General features: G+C 67.1%; 24 protein-coding genes and 1 riboswitch. Of the genes, 13 read left to right on the top strand and 11 right to left on the bottom strand.

Going from position 1 to position 21,502, the window contains the following annotated elements; genetic code table 11:
- The first annotated feature begins 18 nt into the window (after positions 1-18).
- From BN973_RS25300 to BN973_RS25290, 3 genes are all read left to right on the top strand, one after another.
- Positions 19-1,230 carry an acetyl-CoA C-acetyltransferase gene (locus tag BN973_RS25300; protein ID WP_036471453.1) on the top strand — a complete coding sequence of 404 codons (1,212 nt, stop codon included), beginning with the start codon at positions 19-21 and terminating at the stop codon, positions 1,228-1,230.
- A gap of 4 nt (positions 1,231-1,234) precedes the next feature.
- Positions 1,235-3,379, top strand: coding sequence for a 3-hydroxyacyl-CoA dehydrogenase NAD-binding domain-containing protein (locus BN973_RS25295; protein ID WP_036471452.1), 2,145 nt, complete (start codon positions 1,235-1,237; stop codon positions 3,377-3,379).
- An 80-nt stretch (positions 3,380-3,459) separates the two neighbouring features.
- Positions 3,460-4,086, top strand: a complete 627-nt coding sequence (locus tag BN973_RS25290) for a DUF3159 domain-containing protein (protein ID WP_084163660.1) — start codon at positions 3,460-3,462, stop codon at positions 4,084-4,086.
- A 125-nt stretch (positions 4,087-4,211) separates the two neighbouring features.
- Here BN973_RS25290 and BN973_RS25285 read toward each other — a convergent pair whose 3' ends face one another.
- Together BN973_RS25285 and BN973_RS25280 are read right to left on the bottom strand one after the other, a co-directional pair.
- Positions 4,212-5,069 (bottom strand): LLM class F420-dependent oxidoreductase, encoded by an 858-nt coding sequence (locus BN973_RS25285; RefSeq protein WP_036471451.1) that lies wholly within the window; start codon positions 5,067-5,069, stop codon positions 4,212-4,214.
- A 52-nt stretch (positions 5,070-5,121) separates the two neighbouring features.
- Entirely contained in the window at positions 5,122-6,324 is a 1,203-nt protein-coding gene (locus BN973_RS25280) for an FAD-dependent monooxygenase (protein ID WP_036471450.1), read from the bottom strand.
- Between the two features lie 72 nt (positions 6,325-6,396).
- Here BN973_RS25280 and BN973_RS25275 point away from each other — a divergent pair, with 72 nt between their 5' ends.
- On the top strand, positions 6,397-6,933 hold the full coding sequence (locus BN973_RS25275; protein WP_036471449.1) for a TetR/AcrR family transcriptional regulator: 537 nt from the start codon (positions 6,397-6,399) through the stop codon (positions 6,931-6,933).
- Positions 6,934-6,940: 7 nt separating this feature from the next.
- A complete protein-coding gene (locus tag BN973_RS25270; protein WP_036471448.1) occupies positions 6,941-7,405 on the top strand; it encodes a P-loop NTPase family protein in 465 nt (154 codons plus the stop codon).
- Positions 7,406-7,415: 10 nt separating this feature from the next.
- On the opposite strand, the gene BN973_RS25265 is transcribed toward BN973_RS25270, so the two are convergent.
- Entirely contained in the window at positions 7,416-7,646 is a 231-nt protein-coding gene (locus BN973_RS25265; RefSeq protein WP_036471447.1) for a hypothetical protein, read from the bottom strand.
- Positions 7,647-7,746: 100 nt separating this feature from the next.
- On the opposite strand from BN973_RS25265, the gene BN973_RS25260 reads away from it, so the two are divergent.
- Positions 7,747-8,730, top strand: a complete 984-nt coding sequence (locus tag BN973_RS25260; RefSeq protein WP_036471446.1) for an LLM class F420-dependent oxidoreductase — start codon at positions 7,747-7,749, stop codon at positions 8,728-8,730.
- Here the strand turns inward: BN973_RS25260 and BN973_RS25255 are convergent.
- The gene (locus BN973_RS25255; RefSeq protein ID WP_036473057.1) at positions 8,727-9,020 is read right to left on the bottom strand and encodes a putative quinol monooxygenase; all 294 of its coding nucleotides are present in this window, start codon (positions 9,018-9,020) and stop codon (positions 8,727-8,729) included. The genes BN973_RS25260 and BN973_RS25255 overlap by 4 nt on opposite strands.
- A gap of 279 nt (positions 9,021-9,299) precedes the next feature.
- On the opposite strand from BN973_RS25255, the gene BN973_RS25250 reads away from it, so the two are divergent.
- Both BN973_RS25250 and BN973_RS25245 read left to right on the top strand, forming a co-directional pair.
- Positions 9,300-9,713 (top strand): Zn-ribbon domain-containing OB-fold protein, encoded by a 414-nt coding sequence (locus BN973_RS25250; protein ID WP_036471445.1) that lies wholly within the window; start codon positions 9,300-9,302, stop codon positions 9,711-9,713.
- Between the two features lie 16 nt (positions 9,714-9,729).
- Positions 9,730-10,875, top strand: coding sequence for a thiolase family protein (locus BN973_RS25245; protein WP_036471444.1), 1,146 nt, complete (start codon positions 9,730-9,732; stop codon positions 10,873-10,875).
- Positions 10,876-10,906: 31 nt separating this feature from the next.
- Here BN973_RS25245 and BN973_RS25240 read toward each other — a convergent pair whose 3' ends face one another.
- The gene (locus BN973_RS25240; RefSeq protein ID WP_036471443.1) at positions 10,907-12,091 is read right to left on the bottom strand and encodes an FAD-binding domain; all 1,185 of its coding nucleotides are present in this window, start codon (positions 12,089-12,091) and stop codon (positions 10,907-10,909) included.
- Between the two features lie 108 nt (positions 12,092-12,199).
- Here BN973_RS25240 and BN973_RS25235 point away from each other — a divergent pair, with 108 nt between their 5' ends.
- Positions 12,200-12,694 (top strand): SpoIIAA family protein, encoded by a 495-nt coding sequence (locus BN973_RS25235; RefSeq protein ID WP_036471442.1) that lies wholly within the window; start codon positions 12,200-12,202, stop codon positions 12,692-12,694.
- Here the strand turns inward: BN973_RS25235 and BN973_RS25230 are convergent.
- Together BN973_RS25230 and BN973_RS25225 are read right to left on the bottom strand one after the other, a co-directional pair.
- A complete protein-coding gene (locus BN973_RS25230; RefSeq protein WP_036471441.1) occupies positions 12,654-14,303 on the bottom strand; it encodes a DNA repair helicase XPB in 1,650 nt (549 codons plus the stop codon). The genes BN973_RS25235 and BN973_RS25230 overlap by 41 nt on opposite strands.
- A 7-nt stretch (positions 14,304-14,310) precedes the next feature.
- A complete protein-coding gene (locus BN973_RS25225) occupies positions 14,311-16,563 on the bottom strand; it encodes a helicase-associated domain-containing protein (RefSeq protein ID WP_036471440.1) in 2,253 nt (750 codons plus the stop codon).
- 136 nt (positions 16,564-16,699) lie between these two features.
- Between BN973_RS25225 and BN973_RS25220 the strand changes: the two genes are divergently transcribed.
- Genes BN973_RS25220 through BN973_RS25205 form a run of 4 tightly spaced genes read left to right on the top strand, consistent with a single transcriptional unit; the run spans position 16,700 to position 18,344 of the window.
- Positions 16,700-16,900, top strand: coding sequence for a hypothetical protein (locus BN973_RS25220; protein WP_169718268.1), 201 nt, complete (start codon positions 16,700-16,702; stop codon positions 16,898-16,900).
- 12 nt (positions 16,901-16,912) lie between these two features.
- Positions 16,913-17,440, top strand: a complete 528-nt coding sequence (gene moaC / locus BN973_RS25215; RefSeq protein WP_036471438.1) for a cyclic pyranopterin monophosphate synthase MoaC — start codon at positions 16,913-16,915, stop codon at positions 17,438-17,440.
- Positions 17,440-17,922 carry a MogA/MoaB family molybdenum cofactor biosynthesis protein gene (locus BN973_RS25210; RefSeq protein ID WP_036473056.1) on the top strand — a complete coding sequence of 161 codons (483 nt, stop codon included), beginning with the start codon at positions 17,440-17,442 and terminating at the stop codon, positions 17,920-17,922. Before moaC ends, BN973_RS25210 begins: the two co-directional genes overlap by 1 nt.
- Positions 17,919-18,344 carry a molybdenum cofactor biosynthesis protein MoaE gene (locus tag BN973_RS25205; protein ID WP_036471437.1) on the top strand — a complete coding sequence of 142 codons (426 nt, stop codon included), beginning with the start codon at positions 17,919-17,921 and terminating at the stop codon, positions 18,342-18,344. Before BN973_RS25210 ends, BN973_RS25205 begins: the two co-directional genes overlap by 4 nt.
- Before the next feature lie 29 nt (positions 18,345-18,373).
- Here BN973_RS25205 and BN973_RS25200 read toward each other — a convergent pair whose 3' ends face one another.
- From BN973_RS25200 to BN973_RS25185, 4 genes are all read right to left on the bottom strand, one after another.
- Positions 18,374-19,171, bottom strand: a complete 798-nt coding sequence (locus BN973_RS25200) for a transglycosylase family protein (RefSeq protein ID WP_036471436.1) — start codon at positions 19,169-19,171, stop codon at positions 18,374-18,376.
- An 11-nt stretch (positions 19,172-19,182) separates the two neighbouring features.
- Positions 19,183-19,369, bottom strand: a riboswitch (cyclic di-AMP (ydaO/yuaA leader).
- A gap of 236 nt (positions 19,370-19,605) precedes the next feature.
- Complete coding sequence (locus BN973_RS25195) at positions 19,606-19,884, bottom strand: MoaD/ThiS family protein (protein ID WP_036471435.1); 279 nt, start codon at positions 19,882-19,884, stop codon at positions 19,606-19,608.
- The gene (moaA, locus tag BN973_RS25190; protein ID WP_036471434.1) at positions 19,877-20,959 is read right to left on the bottom strand and encodes a GTP 3',8-cyclase MoaA; all 1,083 of its coding nucleotides are present in this window, start codon (positions 20,957-20,959) and stop codon (positions 19,877-19,879) included. The genes BN973_RS25195 and moaA overlap by 8 nt, the downstream gene beginning before the upstream one ends.
- Positions 20,956-21,360, bottom strand: coding sequence for a YccF domain-containing protein (locus tag BN973_RS25185; protein ID WP_036471433.1), 405 nt, complete (start codon positions 21,358-21,360; stop codon positions 20,956-20,958). The genes moaA and BN973_RS25185 overlap by 4 nt, the downstream gene beginning before the upstream one ends.
- Positions 21,361-21,502 lie beyond the last annotated feature (142 nt).

Here is a 21,502-nt window from a genome sequence, read left to right as displayed (position 1 = left end):
TGTGAACAGGAAGTCGACATGTCCGAAGAAGCCTTCATCTACGAGGCCATCCGCACACCCCGCGGGAAGCAACGCAACGGATCGCTCAACGAGGTCAAGCCACTGAACCTGGTCGTCGGGCTGGTCGACGAGCTGCGCCGGCGCAACCCCGACCTGGACGAGAACCTGATCAGCGACATGATCCTGGGCGTCGTCTCCCCGGTCGGCGACCAGGGTGGCGACATCGCGCGCACCGCGGTGCTGGCCGCCGGGCTGCCCGAGACCACCGGCGGTGTGCAGCTGAACCGGTTCTGCGCCTCCGGTCTCGAGGCCGTCAACACCGCCGCACAGAAGGTGCGTTCCGGCTGGGACGACCTGGTGCTGGCCGGCGGTGTCGAGTCGATGAGCCGCGTCCCGATGGGCTCCGACGGCGGCGCCTGGGCGACCGACCCCGAGACCAACTACCAGATCGGCTTCGTGCCGCAGGGCATCGGCGCCGACCTGATCGCCACCATCGAGGGCTTCTCCCGCGAAGACGTCGACGCCTACGCGTTGCGCTCGCAGCAGAAGGCCGCCGAGGCCTGGTCGGGCGGCTACTTCGCCAAGTCGGTGGTGCCGGTGCGCGACCAGAACGGTCTGGTCATCCTCGACCACGACGAGCACATGCGGCCCGACACCACGATGGAAGGCCTGGCCAAGCTGAAGACCGCATTCGACGGCATCGGCGAGATGGGCGGCTTCGACGACGTGGCGCTGACCAAGTACCACTATGTCGAAAAGATCAACCACGTCCACACCGGCGGCAACAGCTCCGGCATCGTCGACGGCGCCGCGCTGGTGCTGGTCGGTTCGGAGGCCGCGGGCAAGTCGCAGGGCTTGACCCCGCGGGCGCGCATCGTGGCCACCGCCACCAGCGGTGCGGACCCGGTCATCATGCTCACCGGCCCGACGCCGGCCACGCGCAAGGTGCTCGACCGCGCCGGCATGACGATCGACGACATCGACCTGTTCGAGCTCAACGAGGCGTTCGCGTCGGTGGTGCTGAAGTTCCAGAAGGACCTGAACATCCCGGACGAGAAGCTCAACGTCAACGGTGGTGCCATAGCGATGGGCCACCCGCTGGGCGCCACCGGCGCCATGATCACCGGCACCATGGTCGACGAGCTCGAGCGCCGCAACGGGCGTCGCGCGCTGATCACGCTGTGCATCGGTGGCGGCATGGGTGTCGCGACCATCATCGAGAGGGTTTAAGGCCATGGCAGAGAACACGATTCAGTGGGACAAGGATGCCGACGGCATCGTCACGCTGACGCTTGACGACCCCACCGGGTCGGCCAACGTGATGAACGAGCACTACGCCGAATCGATGCACAACGCCGTGGAACGCCTCGCGGCAGAGAAGGATTCGATTACCGGCGTGGTCATCACCAGCGCGAAGAAGACCTTCTTCGCCGGCGGTGACCTGAAGGGCATGATCAAGCTCGGCCCCGAGAACGCCGGCGAAGCGTTCGACACCGTCGAGGCGGTCAAGCGCGACCTGCGCGCCCTGGAGACCCTGGGCAAGCCGGTCGTGGCCGCCATCAACGGCGCCGCGCTCGGCGGCGGCCTGGAAATCGCGCTGGCATGTCATCACCGCATTGCCGCCGACGTCAAGGGGCTCGTCGTCGGGTTCCCCGAGGTGACGCTGGGCCTGCTGCCCGGCGGTGGCGGGGTGGCCCGCAGCGTGCGGATGTTCGGCATCCAGAACGCGTTCATGAACGTGCTGTCGCAGGGCACCCGGTTCAAGCCGGACAAGGCCAAGGAGATCGGGCTTGTCGACGAGCTGGTCGGCTCCGTCGAGGAGTTGGTGCCCGCCGCCAAGGCGTGGATCAAGGCGAATCCCGAAGCGCACGAACAGCCGTGGGACAAAAAGGGTTACAAGATGCCTGGCGGTACCCCGTCCAGCCCCGCGCTGGCCGGCATCCTGCCGTCGTTCCCGGCGCTGCTGAAGAAGCAACTCAAGGGTGCGCCGATGCCGGCGCCGCGGGCCATCCTGGACGCGGCCGTCGAGGGTGCGCAGGTCGACTTCGACACGGCCAGCCGCATCGAGAGCCGCTACTTCACCCAGCTGGTCACCGGCCAGGTCGCCAAGAACATGATCCAGGCGTTCTTCTTCGACCTGCAGCACATCAATGGTGGCGGGTCACGTCCCGACGGCATCGAGCCGGTCAAGATCAACAAGATCGGTGTGCTGGGCGCGGGCATGATGGGCGCCGGCATCGCGTACGTCTCGGCCAAGGCCGGCTTCGACGTGGTGCTCAAAGACGTCAGCCTCGAGGCCGCGCAGAAGGGTAAGGGCTACTCGGAAAAGCTTGAGGCCAAAGCACTTGAGCGTGGTAAGACCACCGAGGAGAAGAGCAAGGCGCTGCTGGACCGCATCACGCCGTCTGCCGACCCGGCCGACTTCAAGGGCGTCGACTTCGTGATCGAGGCCGTCTTCGAGAACCAGGACCTCAAGCACAAGGTATTCCAGGAGATCGAGGACATCGTCGAGCCCAACGCGCTGCTCGGGTCGAACACCTCGACGCTGCCGATCACCGGTCTGGCGACCGGGGTGAAGCGGCAAGAGGACTTCATCGGAATCCACTTCTTCTCGCCGGTCGACAAGATGCCACTGGTCGAAATCATCAAGGGCGAGAAGACTTCTGACGAAGCGCTGGCCCGGGTGTTCGACTACACGCTGGCGATCGGCAAGACCCCGATCGTCGTCAACGACAGCCGCGGCTTCTTCACCAGCCGGGTGATCGGCACATTCGTGAACGAGGCACTGGCGATGCTGGGCGAGGGTGTCGAGCCCGCCAGCATCGAGCACGCCGGCTCGCAAGCCGGCTACCCGGCGCCGCCCCTGCAGCTGTCCGACGAGCTCAACCTGGAGCTGATGCACAAGATCGCCGACGCCACCCGCAAGGGTGTCGAGGACGCCGGCGGCACCTACGAGCCGCACCCCGCGGAGGCCGTCGTCGAGAAGATGATCGAGCTCGGCCGCCCGTCACGATTGAAGGGCGCCGGCTTCTACGAGTACGTCGACGGCAAGCGCGCCCGCCTGTGGCCGGGCCTGCGGGAGACGTTCAAGTCGGGCAGCGCGGACATTCCGTTGCAGGACATGATCGACCGGATGTTGTTCGCCGAGGCGCTGGAAACCCAGAAGTGCCTTGACGAGAACGTGCTGACGTCGACGGCCGATGCCAACATCGGTTCGATCATGGGCATCGGGTTCCCGCCGTACACCGGTGGTAGCGCGCAGTTCATCGTCGGCTACTCCGGCGCGGGCGGTACCGGCAAGGAGGCGTTCGTGGCCCGGGCTCGCGAGCTGGCGGCTAAGTACGGCGACCGCTTCCTGCCGCCGGATTCTTTGACCTAGCCCAAGTTTGCTGCTTTAACGCGGGATCTCAGCTACTCTCCGGTCGGGGGTTTGGCACCACCTGACCGGAGAGTATGCAGATGCCCGATGTCGCCGACGCTAACGAACCAGCGCCCGGTCGCCAGCCCGGCGTGTTGGAGCGGATTGGGCAGAGCCCGATAGCGGGCTTTGCCCCGTGGATCATCTACGGGGTGGTCGCCAGCGGCAAGAGCACCTGGCTCTATGGCGCGCTCGCCGCGGCGGTCGCCGCGATCATCCTGGCGGGTCCGTCGATCATGCGCGGCCGCCACAAGGTGCTCGACCTGGTGACGATCGCGTTTTTCGTCGGGCTCACCGTCGCCGGGATCGTGACGGGTGCCCACAACGACGACTGGATGGACACCTGGTCGGCAACGCTCTCGAGCGGGATCCTCGCGGCCGTCGCGCTGGGTTCGCTTGCGTTCGTGCCCTTTACCGAGCAATACGCCCGCGAGTCGACCCCGCGTGAGGCGTGGGACCACCCCGCGTTCAAACGGGCGAACCGCGTATTGACGTCGGTCTGGGGTTTGACCTTCGCGGCCAACGCGGTGCTGGCGTTCGTCTCGGTGAAGTTCCCGAACACCGGCGACTGGACCGCCTGGGTCATCCCCACCGCGCTGCTCGTCACCGCGTTCAAAATTACCGCGAGCTACCCGGAACGGGTGCGGGCTCAGCAGGCGAACGGCTAGCCGGCGCTTGGGCGCGGTGCTGCCGGGCAGCGACGCCCTCGGCGAGACTTAAACCATTGCGACGCCGCACGGCGTGTCGCCGCAATGGTTTACGTGTCGCGGCATCGGCGTAGGAAACGCCGGCGCTAAAGGGCGGCGGCGATCCGGCGCCATTGCTCGCGCGGGAAGGCCTGCGGATCGGCCAACAGCACCTGGACGCAGACGTGATCGGCGCCGGCGGCACGATGCTCGTTGACCCTGCGCAGGATCGCGCCTTCGTCGCCCCACGCGATGATCGCGTTGAACAACCGATCGCTGACCTGGGCCACGTCGTCCTCGGAAAACCCGCCGCGCATCAGATTATTGGCGTAGTTCGGCAACGCCAAATAGGAACGCAGCCAATCCTTTCCGATACGGCGGGCTTCCTCGGCGTCCTCGGTGAGAATCACCGTCTGCTCGGGCAGCAGCAATGGGCCCGCACCCAAAGTCGAACGTGCCGACGCGGTGTGCTCGGGTGTGACCAGGTACGGGTGTGCGCCGCGCGCGCGGGTCGCCGACAACTTCAGCATCTTCGGGCCTAGCGCGGCCAGCACTCGCTTGTCGGGGGAAACGGGTTGTGGGGCGGCGTCCAATCCGTCCAGGAACGCGACCGTGGCGGCCAGCGGTTTGCGGTACCGGCCCGGCTCGCCGGCATCGATCAGCGGTGCGTGGCTGACACCGATCCCCAGCAGGAAGCGGTCTCCGTACTCGGAGGTGAGCGCGGCATAGCGTTCGGCGACGTCGCCGGGCGCATGCATCCACAGGTTCAGGATCCCGGTGGCGATCGTCGTGCGCTTGGTTGCCGCCAGCAGGCGGTCGACCGCGTCGAACACCGGCCCGCCCACGTCCGGAATCCACAGTGCCTTGAAACCCAGCTCGTCCAATTCTGCTGCGGCGTCAGCGGATTCGGCTGGATCGCCATAGCGCAGTTGACTGCTCCATATCCCGACACCGGCAAGCTCCATTGGATTGTTTCCTTTCGTGGCAGGCGCCTCTGGCTGGTGGTGACCATTGACGTCAAACGACGGCGTACTTCTTATACCGCATCGAGTCGTACAGCCGGGCACCGTTGGTGTTCATCTTGGCGATGGCCCGGCTGAGTCCGGCGGGGAGCACCGAGACCAGCTGCGCGGTGCGGGTCAGCCCCCACACCCCGGCTCGGGAACGGGGCACGATCGTCCTGGCGGCCGTGCGGGCAAAGGCGCGACTGTGCCGGACGGCGTCGGCCATCGCCCGTTCGTAGGACGCAAACGCACGCGGGTAATCGCCCTTGGCTTCCGCTAGTTCGCCCGCCAGCACGTAGGCGCCTATCACCGCCAGGCTGGTGCTGCCTCCGACCGCCGGCCCGGGGCAGTACCCGGCGTCGCCCACCAAGGCGACCCGTCCACGAGACCACGTGTCCAACTGCAGCTGGATGATCGAGTCGAAGTAGAACGCCGGCGCGCGGTCGAGCTCCGCGAGCCAACCGTCCACCGCCGGATCCATGCCGGCGAATCTGGTCCGCAATAACTCCTTCTGCCCCAAGACATCTCGGTAGTGCATTTGCAGCTCTTCGTTGCTGCGAAACATGAACAACGCCCGCGCATCGTCGAGGGGCTGCGCGGTGTAGATCCCCGCCATCCGGCCGGCGCCCATGTGTACGACCATTTCTCCGTTGCGGGCAAATGATTTCGGCACCGATTCCACCGCCAGGTAGCCGCCGAGGAAACTGGTGCGCCCGGCGTCCTCGCCGAAGACCAGGCGGCGCACGTTGGAATGCAGACCGTCGGCGCCGATGACGACGTCGAACGTTCGGGGCGCGTTGTATTCGAAGGTGACGTCGCCGTCGGGTGAGATGGACGTGATCGTGTCGCCGAAGAGGTACTCGACGTCGTCGCGGCCGGCGCGGTAATAAGCCGCGCTGAGGTCGTCGCGCATGATCTCGACATGCCGGTCGGATGACGCGCCGAAGACCTTGGTCAAGTCGATGCGCGCCGGCCGCTGGACGCCCTCGCGATAGATGGTCATCTCGGTCGTACCGGTGGCGAGTGCCTCGATTTGGGGCAGCACGCCCATCTCCGCCGAGATTTCCATGGCGGGGCGAAACAGATCCACGGCGTGGCCGCCGGTCTTTCGCAATTGAGGTGCGCGTTCGACGATCGTGACGTCGAATCCATGTCGGGTGAGCCAGTACGCCAGGACGGGGCCCGAGATGCTGGCCCCCGAGATCAGAATCCGCATCTCGACCTCCTCGTAGTTAGGTGACCCTAACATAACACTTACCTATCGGTAAGTCAGCTAAAATTCTTGATTGTGACGAGACCGCGGTCGGATACCCGCAAGCGCATCCAAGAGGTCGCCCGGGAACTTTTCCTGCAACGCGGCGTGCAGCGGACCAGCCTGCAGGACATCGCGGACCGGCTGGGCATCACCAAACCCGCGCTGTATTACCACTTCACCTCGCGCGAAGAACTGGTGCGCAGCATCGTGATGCCGTTGATCGAAGACGGCGAGCGGTTCGTGGCCGAGCAGGAAGAGCGCCGCGCCATCGATGCCCGCGAACTGCTGGAGGGCTATTTCGATTTCCACTACCGGCACCGGCAGTACATCGTGCTGGTGCTCACCGAGTTGACGATGCTGGCCGATCTCGGACTCATCGACAAGGTGCTGGCGTGGCGGGACCGGTTGGGCAAGTTGGTTTTTGGGCCGGGGCCCACGCTCGCGCAGTCCACCCGCGCGGTGGTGGCATTCGGCGGCCTGCAGGACTGTTGCCTGCAGTTTCCGGACACTCCGTATGAGGCGCTGCGGGCGACCTCGGTCGATGCCGCGCTGGCCGCACTGGGTGTGTAGGAGCCAGATGCGGCGGATTGTCGTCCTGGGCCGGGGAGGATCGGGGAAATCAGTTCTGGCACAAGATCTCTCGCGACGGCTTGGTCTTCCAGTCGTCGAGCTGGACAAATTGTTCTGGCGACCCGGCCCGTGCCCCACACCCGAACCCGAGTGGATGGAAATCCAGCGTGAGATCGTCGCGGGGGACCACTGGATCGTTGACGGCGACCTCGGTCCCTACGACACCGGGCTGGCGCTGCGACTGCGCCGGGCGGACACCGTCATCCTGCTGGACTTCGCGCTGTGGCGCTGCGTATGGCGGGCGGTGCGACGGTCGCGCGAGGCTCGCGAATTCTGGATCTGGGTCTATCGCTATCGCCGTGACAGCCTGCCCGGCATCGCCGAGGCCATTGCGACGCAGGCTTCGCATGCGACGGTGTATGTCTGTCGCAGTCCCCGTGAGGTGAACCGCTTTCGCGGCACCGCGATCTGACGCCGGGCCGCTACGTTCCTGCCCCGCTGGCAGTGCTCTGGTCCTGGGCATTCTGCTGGAAGATGTCGCCCGAGGTCTGGCCGTTGTCGTTGACGAAGTTCTCGTCGCCGTTGTCGACGTTGACGATCCGGGCGCCGCCCGCGACGGCTGCGGGCTCACTCGGCCGCGCGCCGCCGAACAGCGCGAGTGCCGCGACGGTCGCCGCCCCGGCCAATGTCACGTGCACGATCTTGTTTGCCATGCATTCATTTACCGCTCTCTTGCCAGGCACAGGCTGGGTGCTCCATATCCATTCGCTATGAGGTTTCGGCTCGCACCGGTGACAGCTAGAGTCGCTAACTATGCGCTTTGGTCTCTTCATTCCGCAGGGCTGGCGGATGGATCTCGTCGACATCGAACCCAAAAAGCACTGGGCGGTGATGCGCGACCTGGCCACCTACGCCGACAACGGCGCGTGGGACTCGCTCTGGGTCTACGACCACTTCCACACCGTCCCGATGCCGAGCGCCGAGGCCACGCACGAGGCCTGGTCGCTGATGGCCGCCTACGCGGCGACCACATCGCGGATCAAGCTCGGCCAAATGTGTACGGCAATGAGCTACCGCAATCCGGTCTACCTGGCCAAGGTGGCGGCCACCGCTGACATCATCTCCGGCGGGCGCATCCAGATGGGCATCGGCGGCGGCTGGTACGAACATGAGTGGCGCGCTTACGGTTACGGATTTCCGTCGGCCGGCGTGCGGTTGGGCCGGCTGGATGAAGGCGTGCAGATCATGCGGGACGCCTGGCGCGACGGCAAGGTCAGTTTCGATGGCAAGCACTACCAGGTCGACGGTGCGATCGTCGAGCCGAGGCCGTTGCAAGACAACGGTATTCCGCTGTGGATCGCCGGCGGCGGCGAGAAGGTGACGCTGCGCATCGCGGCGCAGTATGCGCAGTACACCAACTTCACATCCGAACCCGAGGCCTTCAAGCACAAGTCGGAGGTGCTCGCCGGGCATTGCAGCGACCTGGGCACCGACTACGACGCGATCGTGCGTTCGGCCAACTTCACCGCCATCGTCGGCACGTCGGAGGCCGAGGTCAAAGACCGCCAGCAGCGAGTGCGCGACCGGCTGGTCAACTATGTGCCCGAGGCGCTGGCGGATTCGATGACCAGCGGTCTTCCGGACTCGGCGACGGGCACGACGGAGCAGGTGATCGAGGGGCTGACCAAGCTCCGCGATCTCGGCTGCGAATACGCGATCGTGTACTTCCCCGAGGCCGCCTACGACCGTTCCGGCATCGAGTTGTTCGAGCGCGAAATCATTCCCGCCCTGAGCTAGACGTCGCTGGTGGTGTACCTCGTCTTGACCGGAGGCGCGGCCAGCAGCGGAGGCAGCTGGGTCACCTTGCCTTCGCCGGCGCGAAACGCGCGGTAGGCCTCGTCGGCGTCGACCGATTCCCACTCTTCGTAAACGATCCAATGGGCTTCGTCGTCGTCGTCGACCCAGACGTCGGTGCGCAGATTTCCCTCGAAAGCCCGGGTGGTTTCCAGCGTCCGCCCCATCAATTCACGCCCAGCGCCGACCTCGTCGGGCTTGAACTTCAGTTCCAGTAGCACGATGACCGCCATCGACGTCTCCTCGTATCGTCTCGGTGCGCCGCTCGCCGCGAGCACACCGTTGAACCTACGGTCGACCCCTTTGCCGAAGGCGGGCGCCTCCGGAATGTGGTCGGCGGCAACGAATAGATCGGCAAGGTGTTGTTCGGCGGCGACCACCCCGTCGTCGACGGTGAGCGGACTGGCCACCGTCGCTCCCGCGAGTAATGAGAATGCGGTTTCCACTTTTCGGAAAGCTGTTATACGGTTCAGTCGGCATTGTTCTTTTGGCGCATGACGGAGGACCCCTCAATGCAGAAGGCACTCGCTCCCGAGATCTCAACCTGGCCCGACGAGAATCCGCAGCTGATCGGTAGTCGGTGCGGCGATTGCGGTGCCACGACCTTCCCGGTGCAGGAGCGCTGCCCGCGCTGCAGTGGCGGAGCGATGAGCGACGTGCTGCTGCCGCGGACCGGAACCGTGGTGGCCTGGACGACTCAGGGGTTCCCGCCCGGGGCCCCTTACGCCGGCCCGACCGGCAACGACTTCGTCCCGTTCGGTGTGGGCCTGGTTCAACTCGGCGACGTGATCCGTGTCGAGGGACGGCTGACCGAGAACGACCCGGCCAAGCTGAAGTTCGGCCAGGAGGTCGAGCTCACCATGGTGCCGTTCACCACCGACGCGGACGGCAACGAGATCGTCACCTTCGCATTCCAGCCGGTCTAGACAGAAGGAGCCTGAGATGACGAACGACGTAGCCATCATCGGGGTGGGCCTGCACCCCTTCGGCAGGTTCGACAAGACCGCGATGCAGATGGGCGCCGAGGCGATCCAATCCGCGCTCACCGATGCCGGCGTGGAGTGGAAAGACATCCAGTTCGGCTTTGGCGGCAGCCACGAAGTGTCCAACCCGGACGCGGTGACCCGCCTGGTCGGGCTGACCGGGATCACCTTCACCAACGTCTTCAACGCCTGTGCCACCGCGGCCAGCGCCATTCAGCAAACCGCCGACACCATCCGGTTGGGCAAGTACGACATCGGCATCGCCATCGGGTTGGACAAGCACCCGCGCGGGGCGTTCACCGACGACCCGGCCAAGCTGGCGCTGCCGCAGTGGTACGCGCAGAACGGGCAGTTCGTCACCACCAAGTTCTTCGGGATGAAGGCCAACAAGTACCTGCACGACCACAACATCTCGCAGGAGACACTGGCGCGGGTGGCCAACAAGAACTTCCGCAATGGCGCACTGAACCCGAATGCCTTCCGGCGCAAGGAGATCTCTGTCGAAGAGATCCTCAACTCGAATGTGCTCAACTACCCGTTGACGCAGTACATGTTCTGCGCACCCGACGAGGGTGCCGCCGCGGTCATCATGTGCCGCGCCGACATCGCGCACAAGTACACCGACAAGCCGGTATATGTGCGCGCGTGCGAGATCCGCACCCGCACCTTCGGTGCGTACGAAGTGCATGCCACCTTCGCGCCGCTCGACGAGGACGTCTCGCCCACGGTGTACGCGTCCAAGGCGGCCTATGAAGCCGCCGGCATCGGGCCCGAGGACGTCGACGTCGCCCAGCTACAGGACACCGACGCCGGCAACGAGGTCATCCACATGGCCGAGACGGGTCTGTGTGCCGACGGTGAGCAGGAGAAGTTGCTGGCCGACGGCGCCACGGAGATACACGGCTCGATGCCGGTGAACACCGACGGCGGGTTGATCGCCAACGGCGAGCCGATCGGCGCATCGGGACTGCGGCAGATGCATGAGCTGGTGCGTCAGCTGCGCGGCGAGGCGGGCGAGCGTCAGGTGCCTGGCAACCCGCGGGTCGGTCTGGCGCAGGTGTACGGTGCTCCGGGCACCGCGTCGGCAACGATCCTGTCGCTGTAAAATCGCCGCTCCCGCAACCTTTCTGGGTCGGCTACGCGACGTATTCGGGTAAGGCGATGTCGTCGCGGAATTCGCTGCGGACAACCCACTGAGCCAGCCGCGGAACGTTCAACAGTCTGGACGCCAGGTTGCGGGTCCACAGGCCCAACGCCGTTTTAGGCGCGAACATCGCGGCGAATTCGCGGGCCGACCGCTGTCTGGCCTCGACGATCGGGCGCAGCCGCCGTTCATAGCGCCCAAACGCATCCTGGTGATCGCCGTCGGCGCGGTTGAGTTCGCCCGCCAGTAGGTAGGCCTGCACCATCGCCAGGCCCGCCCCCTCGCCCGCCAGCAGCGAGACCGCGGCCGCGGCGTCGCCGATCAGCGCGACTCGCCCGTTCGACCAGTGGTCCATCACGATTTGGCTGGCGCGGTCGAAGTAGACATCGGAGGCGCCGTCGAGTCGACGCAGGATCTCCGGACATTCCCAGCCGGCGTGGCCGAAGACGTGATGCAGGGCCTCCTTGACTTGCGACACATCCCGCGGATCGGGCCCGCCGGTGTATTCGCCGGCGAAAACGAAGAGGAATAGCGTCTTTTCGTCGCGCATCGCGAAGCGTGCGACCATGCGCCCCGGCATGGTGTAGGCAAGGTAGACGAGTTCATCACGTGGCCGATAGCCCTCGGCTTCGAATGCCGCGACCCGGTAGCCGAGATCTCTCGCGAATTCGGATTCCGGGCCAAACACCAAGTCCCGCACCGGCGAATGGATGCCACCGGCTCCGATGAGCAGGTCGAATCGTCGTGACCCGCCGCGCTCAAGTGCGACCCGCACGCCCGAGTCGTCTTGCGTGACGGCCGAAACGCTTTCGCTGAACAGGGTTTCGGCGCGATGCTCGATGGAGCGATAGATCATGGCTGCCAAGTCACCGCGGGGGATGGAGACGAAACGCCCGTCGAGGCCGCGCCGGAACAGTTCGGCCGAAAACCCTCCGACTCGTCGCGAATGCCGGTCCACGAGCCGGACTTCCCGTATCGCATACCCGGCGGCGTGCAAATCCGCGGTGAGTCCCATACGTTCGGCAACGGTGTATCCGCCGCCCCAAAAATCCACGACGTAGCCGTCGGTGCGGAGTCTCGGCGCCTTTTCGATCAAGGTCGGCTGGTGTCCATAGTGCGACAGCCAATACGCGAGCGTAGGGCCGCCGATGCCGGCACCGACAATCGCGATCTGCATGTGCCCACCCCTCCCCACGGACGGAGTTAGCGATTATTATAGCACTAGTAAACAGTTGCAGTAGTGCATATACGAATTTTCCCCGTCCACGGCGGAAAGGGGGACGCGGTGCTGAAGGAACTTGCGGGCATGCCCGCCGGCATTCAGGCGCTCGAAGCCGTCGGGACCGTGACGGCGACAGATTACGAGCGCGTCTTTGCTCCGATAGTTGATCGTGTCGGCCGGGCGGGAGGCCGGATGCGGCTGCTCTACCAGTTCGGGCCGGACTTTGAGCGCATCACGGCCGGAGCGCTGTGGGCCGATACGCGACTCGGGCGCAAGTATGTGCGATTACTCGATGGCTGCGCCGTCGTCAGTGACATTCGCTGGATTCGGGCACCGAGCAACGCCATCGGCACCTGGATGCCGTGTCCGATTCAGGTGTACGACAACGACGCACGCGATGACGCCGCCGCGTGGCTGACGTCGCTACCGGAACGCGCTGACGTGTCCCTGCTCGAGATCGTCAAGGCATTCATCGGCGGAATCGGTGCTGCCGCTGTGAGTCTTGGCGGGTTGGTCGTCAAATCGCCGGTCCCAGAAGGTCATCCGCGTCGCGGATGATGTAGCCGTAGCCCTGCTCGGCCAGGAAGCGCTGCCGGTGCGCGGCGTATTCGGCATCCAGGCTATCCCGGGCCACCACCGAATAGAAGATGGCGCCACCGCCGTCGGCCTTGGGCCGCAGCAACCGGCCCAGCCGTTGGGCCTCTTCTTGCCGCGAGCCGAAGGTGCCCGAAACCTGCACCGCCACTGAGGCTTCGGGCAAATCGATGGAGAAGTTGGCGACCTTGGACACCACCAGCGTCGATATCTCGCCGGTACGGAAGGCCTCGAACAACGCCTCGCGTTCCTTGGTTTTCGTCGACCCCTGGATCACCGGCGCGTTCAGCTCGGTGCCGAGCTCGTCGAGCTGGTCGAGATAGGCGCCGATCACCAGGGTCTGCTCGCCGGGGTGCTTCGCCAGAATCGACTTCACCACAGCGATTTTGGTGTGCACGGTCGAGCACAGCTTGTAACGCTCTTCGGGTTCGGCGGTGGCGTACATCATTCGCTCGTTGTCGGTCATCGTGACCCGGACCTCGACACACTCGGCCGGCGCGATCCAGCCCTGCGCCTCGATGTCCTTCCACGGGGCGTCATAGCGCTTCGGGCCGATCAGCGAGAACACGTCGCCCTCGCGGCCGTCTTCGCGGATCAGCGTGGCGGTCAGGCCGAGCCGTCGCTTGGACTGCAGATCGGCGGTCATCCGGAACACCGGTGCGGGCAGCAGGTGTACCTCGTCGTAGACGATCAGGCCCCAGTCCCGGCTGTCGAAGAGTTCGAGATGGCGGTATTCGCCCTTACTGCGGCGGGTGATCATCTGGTAAGTCGAGATCGTGACGGGCCGGATTTCCTTGCGCTCGCCCGAATATTCACCGATTTCGTCCTCGGTCAGCGAGGTGCGGGCGACGAGTTCGCGTTTCCATTGCCGGGCGGCAACGATGTTGGTGACCAAGATCAGCGTCGTCGCACTGGCTTTGGCCATCGCGGCCGCGCCGACCAGCGTCTTGCCGGCACCGCACGGAAGCACCACCACCCCGGAGCCGCCGGCCCAGAACGAGTCCGCGGCCAGCCGCTGATAATCGCGGAGCTCCCAGCCGTCGGGCTCCAGGCTGATAGGGTGCGCCTCGCCGTCGACGTAGCCCGCGAGATCCTCTGCGGGCCAACCGATCTTGAGCAGCATCTGCTTGACCCGGCCGCGCTCGCTGCCGTGCACGACGACGGTGTCTTCGTCGATGCGGGCGCCCAGCATCGGCGCGATCTTCTTGTTGCGCAACACCTCTTCGAGCACCGCGCGATCCAGGCTCACCAGGGTCAGGCCGTGTGCCGGGTTCTTGACCAGTTGCAGCCGCCCGTAGCGGGCCATGGTGTCGACGATGTCGACCAGCAACGGCTGCGGCACCGCGTAGCGCGAGAAACTGACCAGCGCGTCGACGACCTGCTCGGCGTCGTGGCCGGCAGCGCGGGCGTTCCACAGCGCCAGCGGCGTGACGCGGTAGGTGTGCACGTGTTCGGGCGCGCGCTCGAGCTCGGCGAACGGCGCAATGGCGGCGCGGGCCGCGTCGGCCAGCTCGTGGTCCACTTCCAGCAGCACCGTCTTGTCGGACTGCACGATCAATGGTCCGTCGGTCATAGGCTCATTATCCGGACTCGGCCGACACCACCGACGTGATGCGGTGGATCGCGAAATCACGCAGCCGTCCCGACGCCGAATCGAACGCCACCAGCTGACCGCCCCGCACGGCGATCGGCGACACCATCCGCTGGCTGGCCACACCCGCGGCGTCCAGGTAGCCGATCACCAGCGTGTCCTGATTCTTGGCGGCGTCGGCCAGCAGCGACATCGCCAGCGCCGGGTCGACGCGGCTGTTGCCGAACGGCGCGGTGGTCACCTTCCGCAGCACCGAGACCACCGCGTTGAGCGTCTCGGTGTTGGGCCGCGGGGCCGGGCGGTAGGGCCGGCGCTGCTGCGGCGTGGGCACCCGGGCCCGCAGCGGGCGGACGTCGACGATGGCCCCGGTGGAGTCCTCGGCGGCCGGGGCGAAACCCGCGGCCCGAAGTGTGGCGAGCATCTCGGCGATCGGCGCGGGGGATACCGCCACCGTCGGTGCCAGGGCCCGCAGCTGCAGGTCCTCGCCCGCCGCGACGGCCTGGGCCAGCAGCGCCGGGTCCTCGCAGCGCACGAACGATGCGGCCATACCGATGCGAAGTTGGCCGTGCCGCCGTGCTACGTCGTCGATGAGGTACGTGAGTCCTTGCGGCACCGGCGTTTTGGAGTGGTCGGCAAAAAAGGCGTGCATCCAGTCGCGGGTCTTGCCGACATCGAGTGCGTGGCGGATCGACTGCTCGCTGATGCGGTACACCATCGCCGCTCCGGCCGACTCGACGTTGGCCACCGTCGCCAGCTCGTCGGCGAGGTCGCGCTGCAGCGGCCCGGGCACCACGACCGTCAGGTCGGCCTGCATCAGGAAGTGGTCGATCGGTTTGGGCAGTGCCCGCGCCATCGCGTCGACGGTGGCGGAGAAGTCGACGCCTTCTGCCAGCAGCGCGCGGCCGGGCGTGCTGATCGCCCCGCGGCCCACCAGGCCCAGCGCATGGCCTTCGGCCAGCAGATCGGCGACCGGTCCGGGCTGCAGCCGCCGGGTCCAGCGCGGGCGCCGCCAGATGAGCGCCGCCGACGCCGTGGCGGCATCGACGCCCGCGCCGACGGGCAGGTCGGCAAGCAGGTCCAGCAGCAACCGCCGGTCCAGCGGAGCTGCCGTCGAGTACAGCGAATCCGACAGGGCCGCATAGGGTTTGCCGTCCGGGCCGCGGCCGCCGATCAGCGCCGGGCGGCCCGGAAGATCAAGCCAGGCGCTGGCCAGCAGGTGCCACCGCTGGGCCGCGGCCATCGCGGCGAACCGGTCGGCGGCCGCCGTCGGCGCCCAGTACAGGCCGTCCGCGTTCTCGGGTTCCGGATCGGGCGTGCCATTGGCGATCAGCCCGGCCGCGGCCGCGACCTCCAGAACCAGGCCGAGCCGGGCCTCGTCGATGCCGGTCGCCTTGGCCAGCCGCTTGACTTCGCGGACTCCCAGACCGCCGCTGCGCAGTTCGGAAACCGGTGTGGTGCCAAGGTTTTCCAGCAGCACATCGAGTTCCCGCAGCAGGTCGACGACGGCTCCGGCCGCGGCGGCGTCGACGTCGGCGGACGTCGTGGTCGACACCACCGGGTCGGGGGCCGTCAGCTGCATCGGGCCGGGCTGCTCACCGCGCAGCACCTGCGCGACGTGGCGGGGCAAGATCACCGTCTCGGCATCGACCCTCCGCAGCAGTCCCATGCCCAGCAGCTGCGGCACCGGCCGATCCGCGGGGGCACCGGGCGCGGCGTCGCGGGTGCGTCCCATCGGAGAGCCTTCGAGCAGCTTGTCGAGCACGTCGCGCTGCGCCTGGCTCAGGCCGTCGATCAGCTCCGCAATCTGTGCACCGCTGCGTGACCCGTCCTCGAGCGTCACCTGTCCCGGATGCCAGGGCAGCGCCATGCCGGTGTCGGCGGACAACCGGTTGGCGGCATCGCCCCACACCAGGGCGCGCCGGCGCAGGTCGTCGAGCGCGTCGACCACGTCGGCCTCCGGCGCCCGGTCGCCGATCAGCGCGAGCAGCTTCGCGGTCGGAACCGGCGCGGTGTCGGCATGCAGCACCAGCAGTGCGTCCAGTACCGCCAACCGCAGAAAGTCGAGCTCGTCGGTGGCAGCCTTGACCGACTGTCGGGCCCCGGCACGCGCGGCCAGGGCCGCGATGTTGCCGGGTGGCGGCTGGGCCAGGTCCGGCCGCAGTTCCAGCAGTTGGATCAGCCGCTCGTCGGGCAAGTCGGCCAGCCAGGACCCCAGCGGGATATCCGGGGTGTTGTCGGTCATTGCTGACCAGCGTAAAGCAGCTTGCGGATGCTGCGGCGCGGCGAGCACGCACCAGCTGCTGCCGCCGGTTGTGGGGAAGAACTCAGCGTCGCGACTCGTGTCACGCGCGCGTGCGCGACCTGTCAGAATGGACGGCGTGGCTGACATTGCTGAGGGCAAGGCGGGCAAAACCAGGTACGTCGACAACGGCTGGCCGACGACGGACCCCGACGACCATGCGGTAAGCGAGCTGGTGACCGATCGCACCGGAGCACTGTCGCCGTTCGGTGACCTGGTGTTCCCGGTGGAATCCGACCATCTGCCCTACATCCACCCGGTCACGGTCATCAACCGGTAGGTATTGCCGCCGATGGCTGGGGCATCCGGAGCGTCCAGGCCCGAGCAGGCCTGGCAGTCGCAGGAATCCCGCCCGGACGCCCTGTCGCACCTCGACGAGCGAGGCGCCGCGCACATGGTCGACGTCACCGAAAAGGGAGTCACCAAACGCACCGCCGTTGCCGCGGGCGCCCTGCGGACTTCCGCACACGTCATCGCGCTGATCTCCAGCGGCGGGCTGCCCAAGGGCGACGCGTTGGCCACTGCCCGGGTGGCGGGCATTCTGGCGGCCAAGCGCACCAGCGAGCTGATCCCGCTGTGCCACCAGCTCGCGCTCACCGGGGTAGACGTCGATTTCACCGTGGGCGAGTCGGATATCGAGATCGTGGCGACGGTGCGCAGCACCGACCGCACCGGCGTGGAGATGGAGGCGCTGACCGCGGTGAGCGTCGCCGCGCTTACGCTTTACGACATGATCAAGGCGGTCGACCCGGCGGCTCGTATCGATGATGTCCGCGTGCTCCGCAAGGAGGGCGGCAAGACCGGAAGTTGGGCGCGCTGATGGGCACCCGGTCCGCCCGCATCATTGTCGCGTCGACTCGGGCCTCAGACGGTGTGTACACCGACAAATGCGGACCGGTCATCGCCGAATGGCTTGAGCAGCATGGGTTTTCGGCCGCGGATCCGCAAGTCGTCGCCGATGGTAACCCGGTCGGCGAGGCGCTGCGCGGTGCACTCGACGACGATGTCGACGTCATCCTCACCACGGGTGGCACCGGCATCTCGCCGACGGACAGCACCCCGGACCAGACCGTCGCGGTCGTCGACTACATGATTCCGGGCCTGGCCGAGGCCATACGCGCATCGGGGCTGCCCAAGGTGCCGACTTCGGTGCTATCGCGCGGCGTGTGCGGGGTGGCCGGCCGAACCTTGATCGTCAACCTGCCGGGTTCGCCCGGCGGCGTACGCGACGGGCTGGGAGTACTTGCCGACGTGCTCGATCATGCCCTCGACCAGATCGCGGGCAAAGACCACGAGCGATGACGGTCGTTTTGCGCGCGGCGATGACCGATCAGCCGATCTCGCTGGTCGAGCATGAAGAACTGGTAGGCCACCGCTCGGCCGGGGCCATCGTCGGGTTCGTCGGCATGATTCGCGATCACGACGAAGGCCGCCGGGTGGTGCGGCTGGAGTACTCCGAGCATCCGTCGGCCGCACAGGTGATGGCGGACGTGGTGGCCGAGGTCACCGAGGCGGCCACGGGCGTGCGCGCGGTGGCGGCCAGCCACCGCATCGGTGTGCTGCACATCGGAGAGGCGGCACTGGTGGCCGCGGTTGCCGCCGATCACCGGCAGGAAGCGTTCGCCACCTGCGCCCAGCTGGTGGACACCATCAAGGCGCGGCTACCGGTCTGGAAGCACCAGTTTTTCGACGACGGAACCGACGAATGGGTGGGTTCGGCCTAGCGCGTTGACTCGGCGCCGGCCCGCCCTCGTCAGTTGACGGGGGCAGGCTGCGCCAGCGAGTCCAGCGCGTCGTTTCCGTTGACGTCTTCGCCGCGGATCGCTTCCCACAGTTTCTGGGTGTAGCCGACCCCGGTGGCCTGCTGCACGGCCTCCGCGGGCGGCGGAGCGTCCGCGGGCGGTGGCACGTCGGCCGGCGGCGGAGCGTCGGCGGGTGGTGCCGGGGGGAGGGCGTCCGCGGGGGGCGGCACGTCGGCCGGCGGCGGCGGAGCATCGGCGGGAGGCGCGGGCAGCAGATCCGCGGGCGCCGGCTGGTCGAAGGAGGCCAGCTGCACCGGCGTCGGCGCATCCGCGGGCGGCGGGGGAGGAGCGTCCGGCGGAGGCACGTCTGTCGGCGGCGGAGCCAGCGGACCGTTGAGACCCGGCAGGTCCAAGCCCGCCGGTGCCGGAAGCACCTCGCGCGGGGTCGGACCCGACAACGGTCCACCACACACCGGCCAGGCGCCACGACCCTGCGTCGCGAGAACTCGCTCAGCGACGGCGATCTGCTGCTCCCTGGTGGCCAGCTGCGCCGACGGGGCGTATTCGCCGCCGCCGTGCGAGGCCCACGTGCTGGCGTTGAACTGAACGCCGCCGTAGTAGCCGTTGCCGGTGTTGATTCCCCAGTTGCCGCCCGATTCGCAACGGGCTACCTGATCCCATTCACCATCCGTGGCCGCGGCCGCTTGACCGGCCATGGCGATGCTGCCGCCACCAAGTACCGCCCCGGTAAAGGCGATCTTGGCAACGCTGATGTTGGATGTCGTGGGCTTGCGATGACGTCCACTCATACGCGCCGAAATTTTCCTCTCGTAACGCGCCTGCGAGGTCAGCTGTCGGGTTCGGGTTCAAGAGGTCACCCGGCCGTTGTCGTCTCGAGTCGTCTCGCGAGAGCCGACGTCGGCTTCACCCCAAGGAGTCGCACGCGACCCCAGTCCGGCGGACCGGTGGGTCCCCCGCCTCCATCCAGATTTCGGTGTCCCCCGCCCATTGGATGGAGCTCGGCGCTACGGGTGAGGGAGGGACGCCATCCGTTCAACTTGGCGAGCCTCCGGAGACCGTAGCCGGTTCTGTTGGCCCCGTCACTTTCTACGAAACTCGGCGTTTCCCGCTCGGACATCTTTGAAAGACGCAGGAGCACCTGCGATTTGCCCAGGTCACACCGACCCGATATCGGCCCGTGTCCGGGCCGTTATCATTCCGTTACGTGAGTTATCTCACAAAATCAGCCGCCGGCGAAGGGGGGTAACACGTCAATCGTGTTACCCGAGCGCAACGCTTTGGTTTCGTCGCGGACCGCGACGCCATCGCAGAGATAGGAGCAGCGGTCCAGCACGGTTGCGAGGCGGGTACCCGGAGCGGCGAGTCTTTCCACCAACTCGGCCACCGTGGCGCCCGCGCGCAGCACCACGGTCTCCGTTTCGGCTCCGGCGGCGGCGCGCGCGGCGGCGAAGTAGCGCACCGTCACCCGGATGCCGTCGGGGTCGACGAAAAGCTCAGCCACCGATCGCGCTCATCGGGCGGTCGGGCTGGACGAAGTTGGGGTCGTTGATCCCGTGGCCGGCGGGCTTGGCCCACATCGCGGCGCGCCAGGCCGCCTCGATCGCGTCGTCGGTCGCGCCGCCACGCAACAGGCCGCGCAGGTCGGTCTCGTCGGCGGAGAACAGGCAGCTGCGGATCTGGCCGTCGGCCGTCAATCGGGTGCGGTCACAAGTCCCGCAGAAGGCGTGTGACACCGAGGCGATGACGCCGAACTTTCCGGCCGGGGTGTTCGGGCCGCTGTCCACCAGCCACAGCTCGGCGGGCGCCGACCCGCGCGGCGCCGGGTCCGGGCGCAGCCGGAAGTGCGGCCGCAGCGCCGCCAGCACGTCGTCGGCCGTCAACGCGGCCTCCCGGCGCCATTGGTGCCCGGCGTCCAGCGGCATCTGCTCGATGATGCGCAACTGGTAGCCGTGTTCGAGGCAGAACCCGAGCAGCTCGACGACATCCTCGCGACCGGTGGTGGGATCGAGCACCGCGTTCACTTTGACCGGCGCCAGCCCGGCTGCCTTGGCGGCGGCCAGGCCGGCCACCACGTCGGCGAGCCGGTCGCGGCGTGTGATGGCGGCGAAGCGATCCCGGTTGACGCTGTCCAGCGAAATGTTGACCCGGTCCAGCCCCGCCGCGGCCAGCTTGGCCGCCCGTCGTGCCAGCCCGACAGCGTTGGTGGTCAGCGAGATCTCCGGGCGGGGACGCAATCCGGCCGCCGCCGCGACCACCTCTTCGAGGTGGCGGGACAACAGTGGCTCACCGCCGGTGAACCGCACACTGGTCACACCGAGCCGGGTCACGGCGATGCGCATCAGCCGGGCCAGCTCCTCGGGCCGCAGCAGCTGCTCGCCGGGCAGCCAATCCAGGCCCTCGGCCGGCATGCAGTAACTGCACCGCAGGTTGCAGCGATCGGTCAGCGACACGCGCAGGTCGGTCGCGGCCCGGCCGTAGGTGTCGAGCAGCGGGCCGTCCGTTGGCATTCCGGCGACGAGGGCTCCGCCGCTCGTCAGGCTCGGGACCGTCGGCACACCCAGCGCGGTCAGCGTCATGCGGGCACCCGCGCAAACGGGGCCGCCGACGAGACCGGGACGATCTCCTTGCCCAGCGGCATCAGCGACACCGGGATCAGTTTGAGGTTGGCCAGCGCCAGCGGGAGCCCGATGATCGTCACCGCCATGGCCGCCGCGCTCACCAGGTGACCGATCGCCAGCCAGATGCCGAACAGCAGCACCCAGACGACGTTCCCGATCAGGGCGCCGGTTCCGGCGGTCGGTTTGTCGACGATCGTCCGGCCGAATGGCCACAACGTGTACGAGGCGATGCGCAGCGAGGCAAACCCGAACGGAATCGTAATGATGAGCAAGAAGCAGATGAGCGCCGCAGCGAAGTATCCGACGGCCATCCAGAGGCCGCCGAATACGAGCCAGATTATGTTCAGAACCAGGCGCATATCTCCTCCAGCAGTACTGCCAGCCTAGCGAGTGACAACGAAACAGGGGTGCTGGCCGGGCAACCACCCGAGTAGGATCTGAATCCGCATCGCGTCCTGCACAGGCGGGACGCTTCTTATGTTGTCCATTCCTAGTTGTTTC

This window comes from Mycobacterium triplex (assembly GCF_000689255.1).
GTDB classification, from domain to species: domain Bacteria; phylum Actinomycetota; class Actinomycetes; order Mycobacteriales; family Mycobacteriaceae; genus Mycobacterium; species Mycobacterium triplex.
The sequence above is the reverse complement of the archived record's forward strand: the minus strand, read 5'-3'. Positions and strand labels throughout refer to the sequence as shown.

Coding starts and splice junctions, on each gene's coding strand:
- BN973_RS25300 (WP_036471453.1), top strand. CDS start 19: ATGTCCGAAGAAGCCTTCATCTACGAGGCCATCCGCACACCCCGCGGG.
- BN973_RS25295 (WP_036471452.1), top strand. CDS start 1,235: ATGGCAGAGAACACGATTCAGTGGGACAAGGATGCCGACGGCATCGTC.
- BN973_RS25290 (WP_084163660.1), top strand. CDS start 3,460: ATGCCCGATGTCGCCGACGCTAACGAACCAGCGCCCGGTCGCCAGCCC.
- BN973_RS25285 (WP_036471451.1), bottom strand. CDS start 5,069: ATGGAGCTTGCCGGTGTCGGGATATGGAGCAGTCAACTGCGCTATGGC.
- BN973_RS25280 (WP_036471450.1), bottom strand. CDS start 6,324: ATGCGGATTCTGATCTCGGGGGCCAGCATCTCGGGCCCCGTCCTGGCG.
- BN973_RS25270 (WP_036471448.1), top strand. CDS start 6,941: ATGCGGCGGATTGTCGTCCTGGGCCGGGGAGGATCGGGGAAATCAGTT.
- BN973_RS25265 (WP_036471447.1), bottom strand. CDS start 7,646: ATGGCAAACAAGATCGTGCACGTGACATTGGCCGGGGCGGCGACCGTC.
- BN973_RS25260 (WP_036471446.1), top strand. CDS start 7,747: ATGCGCTTTGGTCTCTTCATTCCGCAGGGCTGGCGGATGGATCTCGTC.
- BN973_RS25255 (WP_036473057.1), bottom strand. CDS start 9,020: ATGGCGGTCATCGTGCTACTGGAACTGAAGTTCAAGCCCGACGAGGTC.
- BN973_RS25250 (WP_036471445.1), top strand. CDS start 9,300: ATGCAGAAGGCACTCGCTCCCGAGATCTCAACCTGGCCCGACGAGAAT.
- BN973_RS25245 (WP_036471444.1), top strand. CDS start 9,730: ATGACGAACGACGTAGCCATCATCGGGGTGGGCCTGCACCCCTTCGGC.
- BN973_RS25240 (WP_036471443.1), bottom strand. CDS start 12,091: ATGCAGATCGCGATTGTCGGTGCCGGCATCGGCGGCCCTACGCTCGCG.
- BN973_RS25230 (WP_036471441.1), bottom strand. CDS start 14,303: ATGACCGACGGACCATTGATCGTGCAGTCCGACAAGACGGTGCTGCTG.
- BN973_RS25225 (WP_036471440.1), bottom strand. CDS start 16,563: ATGACCGACAACACCCCGGATATCCCGCTGGGGTCCTGGCTGGCCGAC.
- moaC (WP_036471438.1), top strand. CDS start 16,913: ATGGCTGGGGCATCCGGAGCGTCCAGGCCCGAGCAGGCCTGGCAGTCG.
- BN973_RS25210 (WP_036473056.1), top strand. CDS start 17,440: ATGGGCACCCGGTCCGCCCGCATCATTGTCGCGTCGACTCGGGCCTCA.
- BN973_RS25205 (WP_036471437.1), top strand. CDS start 17,919: ATGACGGTCGTTTTGCGCGCGGCGATGACCGATCAGCCGATCTCGCTG.
- BN973_RS25200 (WP_036471436.1), bottom strand. CDS start 19,171: ATGAGTGGACGTCATCGCAAGCCCACGACATCCAACATCAGCGTTGCC.
- moaA (WP_036471434.1), bottom strand. CDS start 20,959: ATGACGCTGACCGCGCTGGGTGTGCCGACGGTCCCGAGCCTGACGAGC.
- BN973_RS25185 (WP_036471433.1), bottom strand. CDS start 21,360: ATGCGCCTGGTTCTGAACATAATCTGGCTCGTATTCGGCGGCCTCTGG.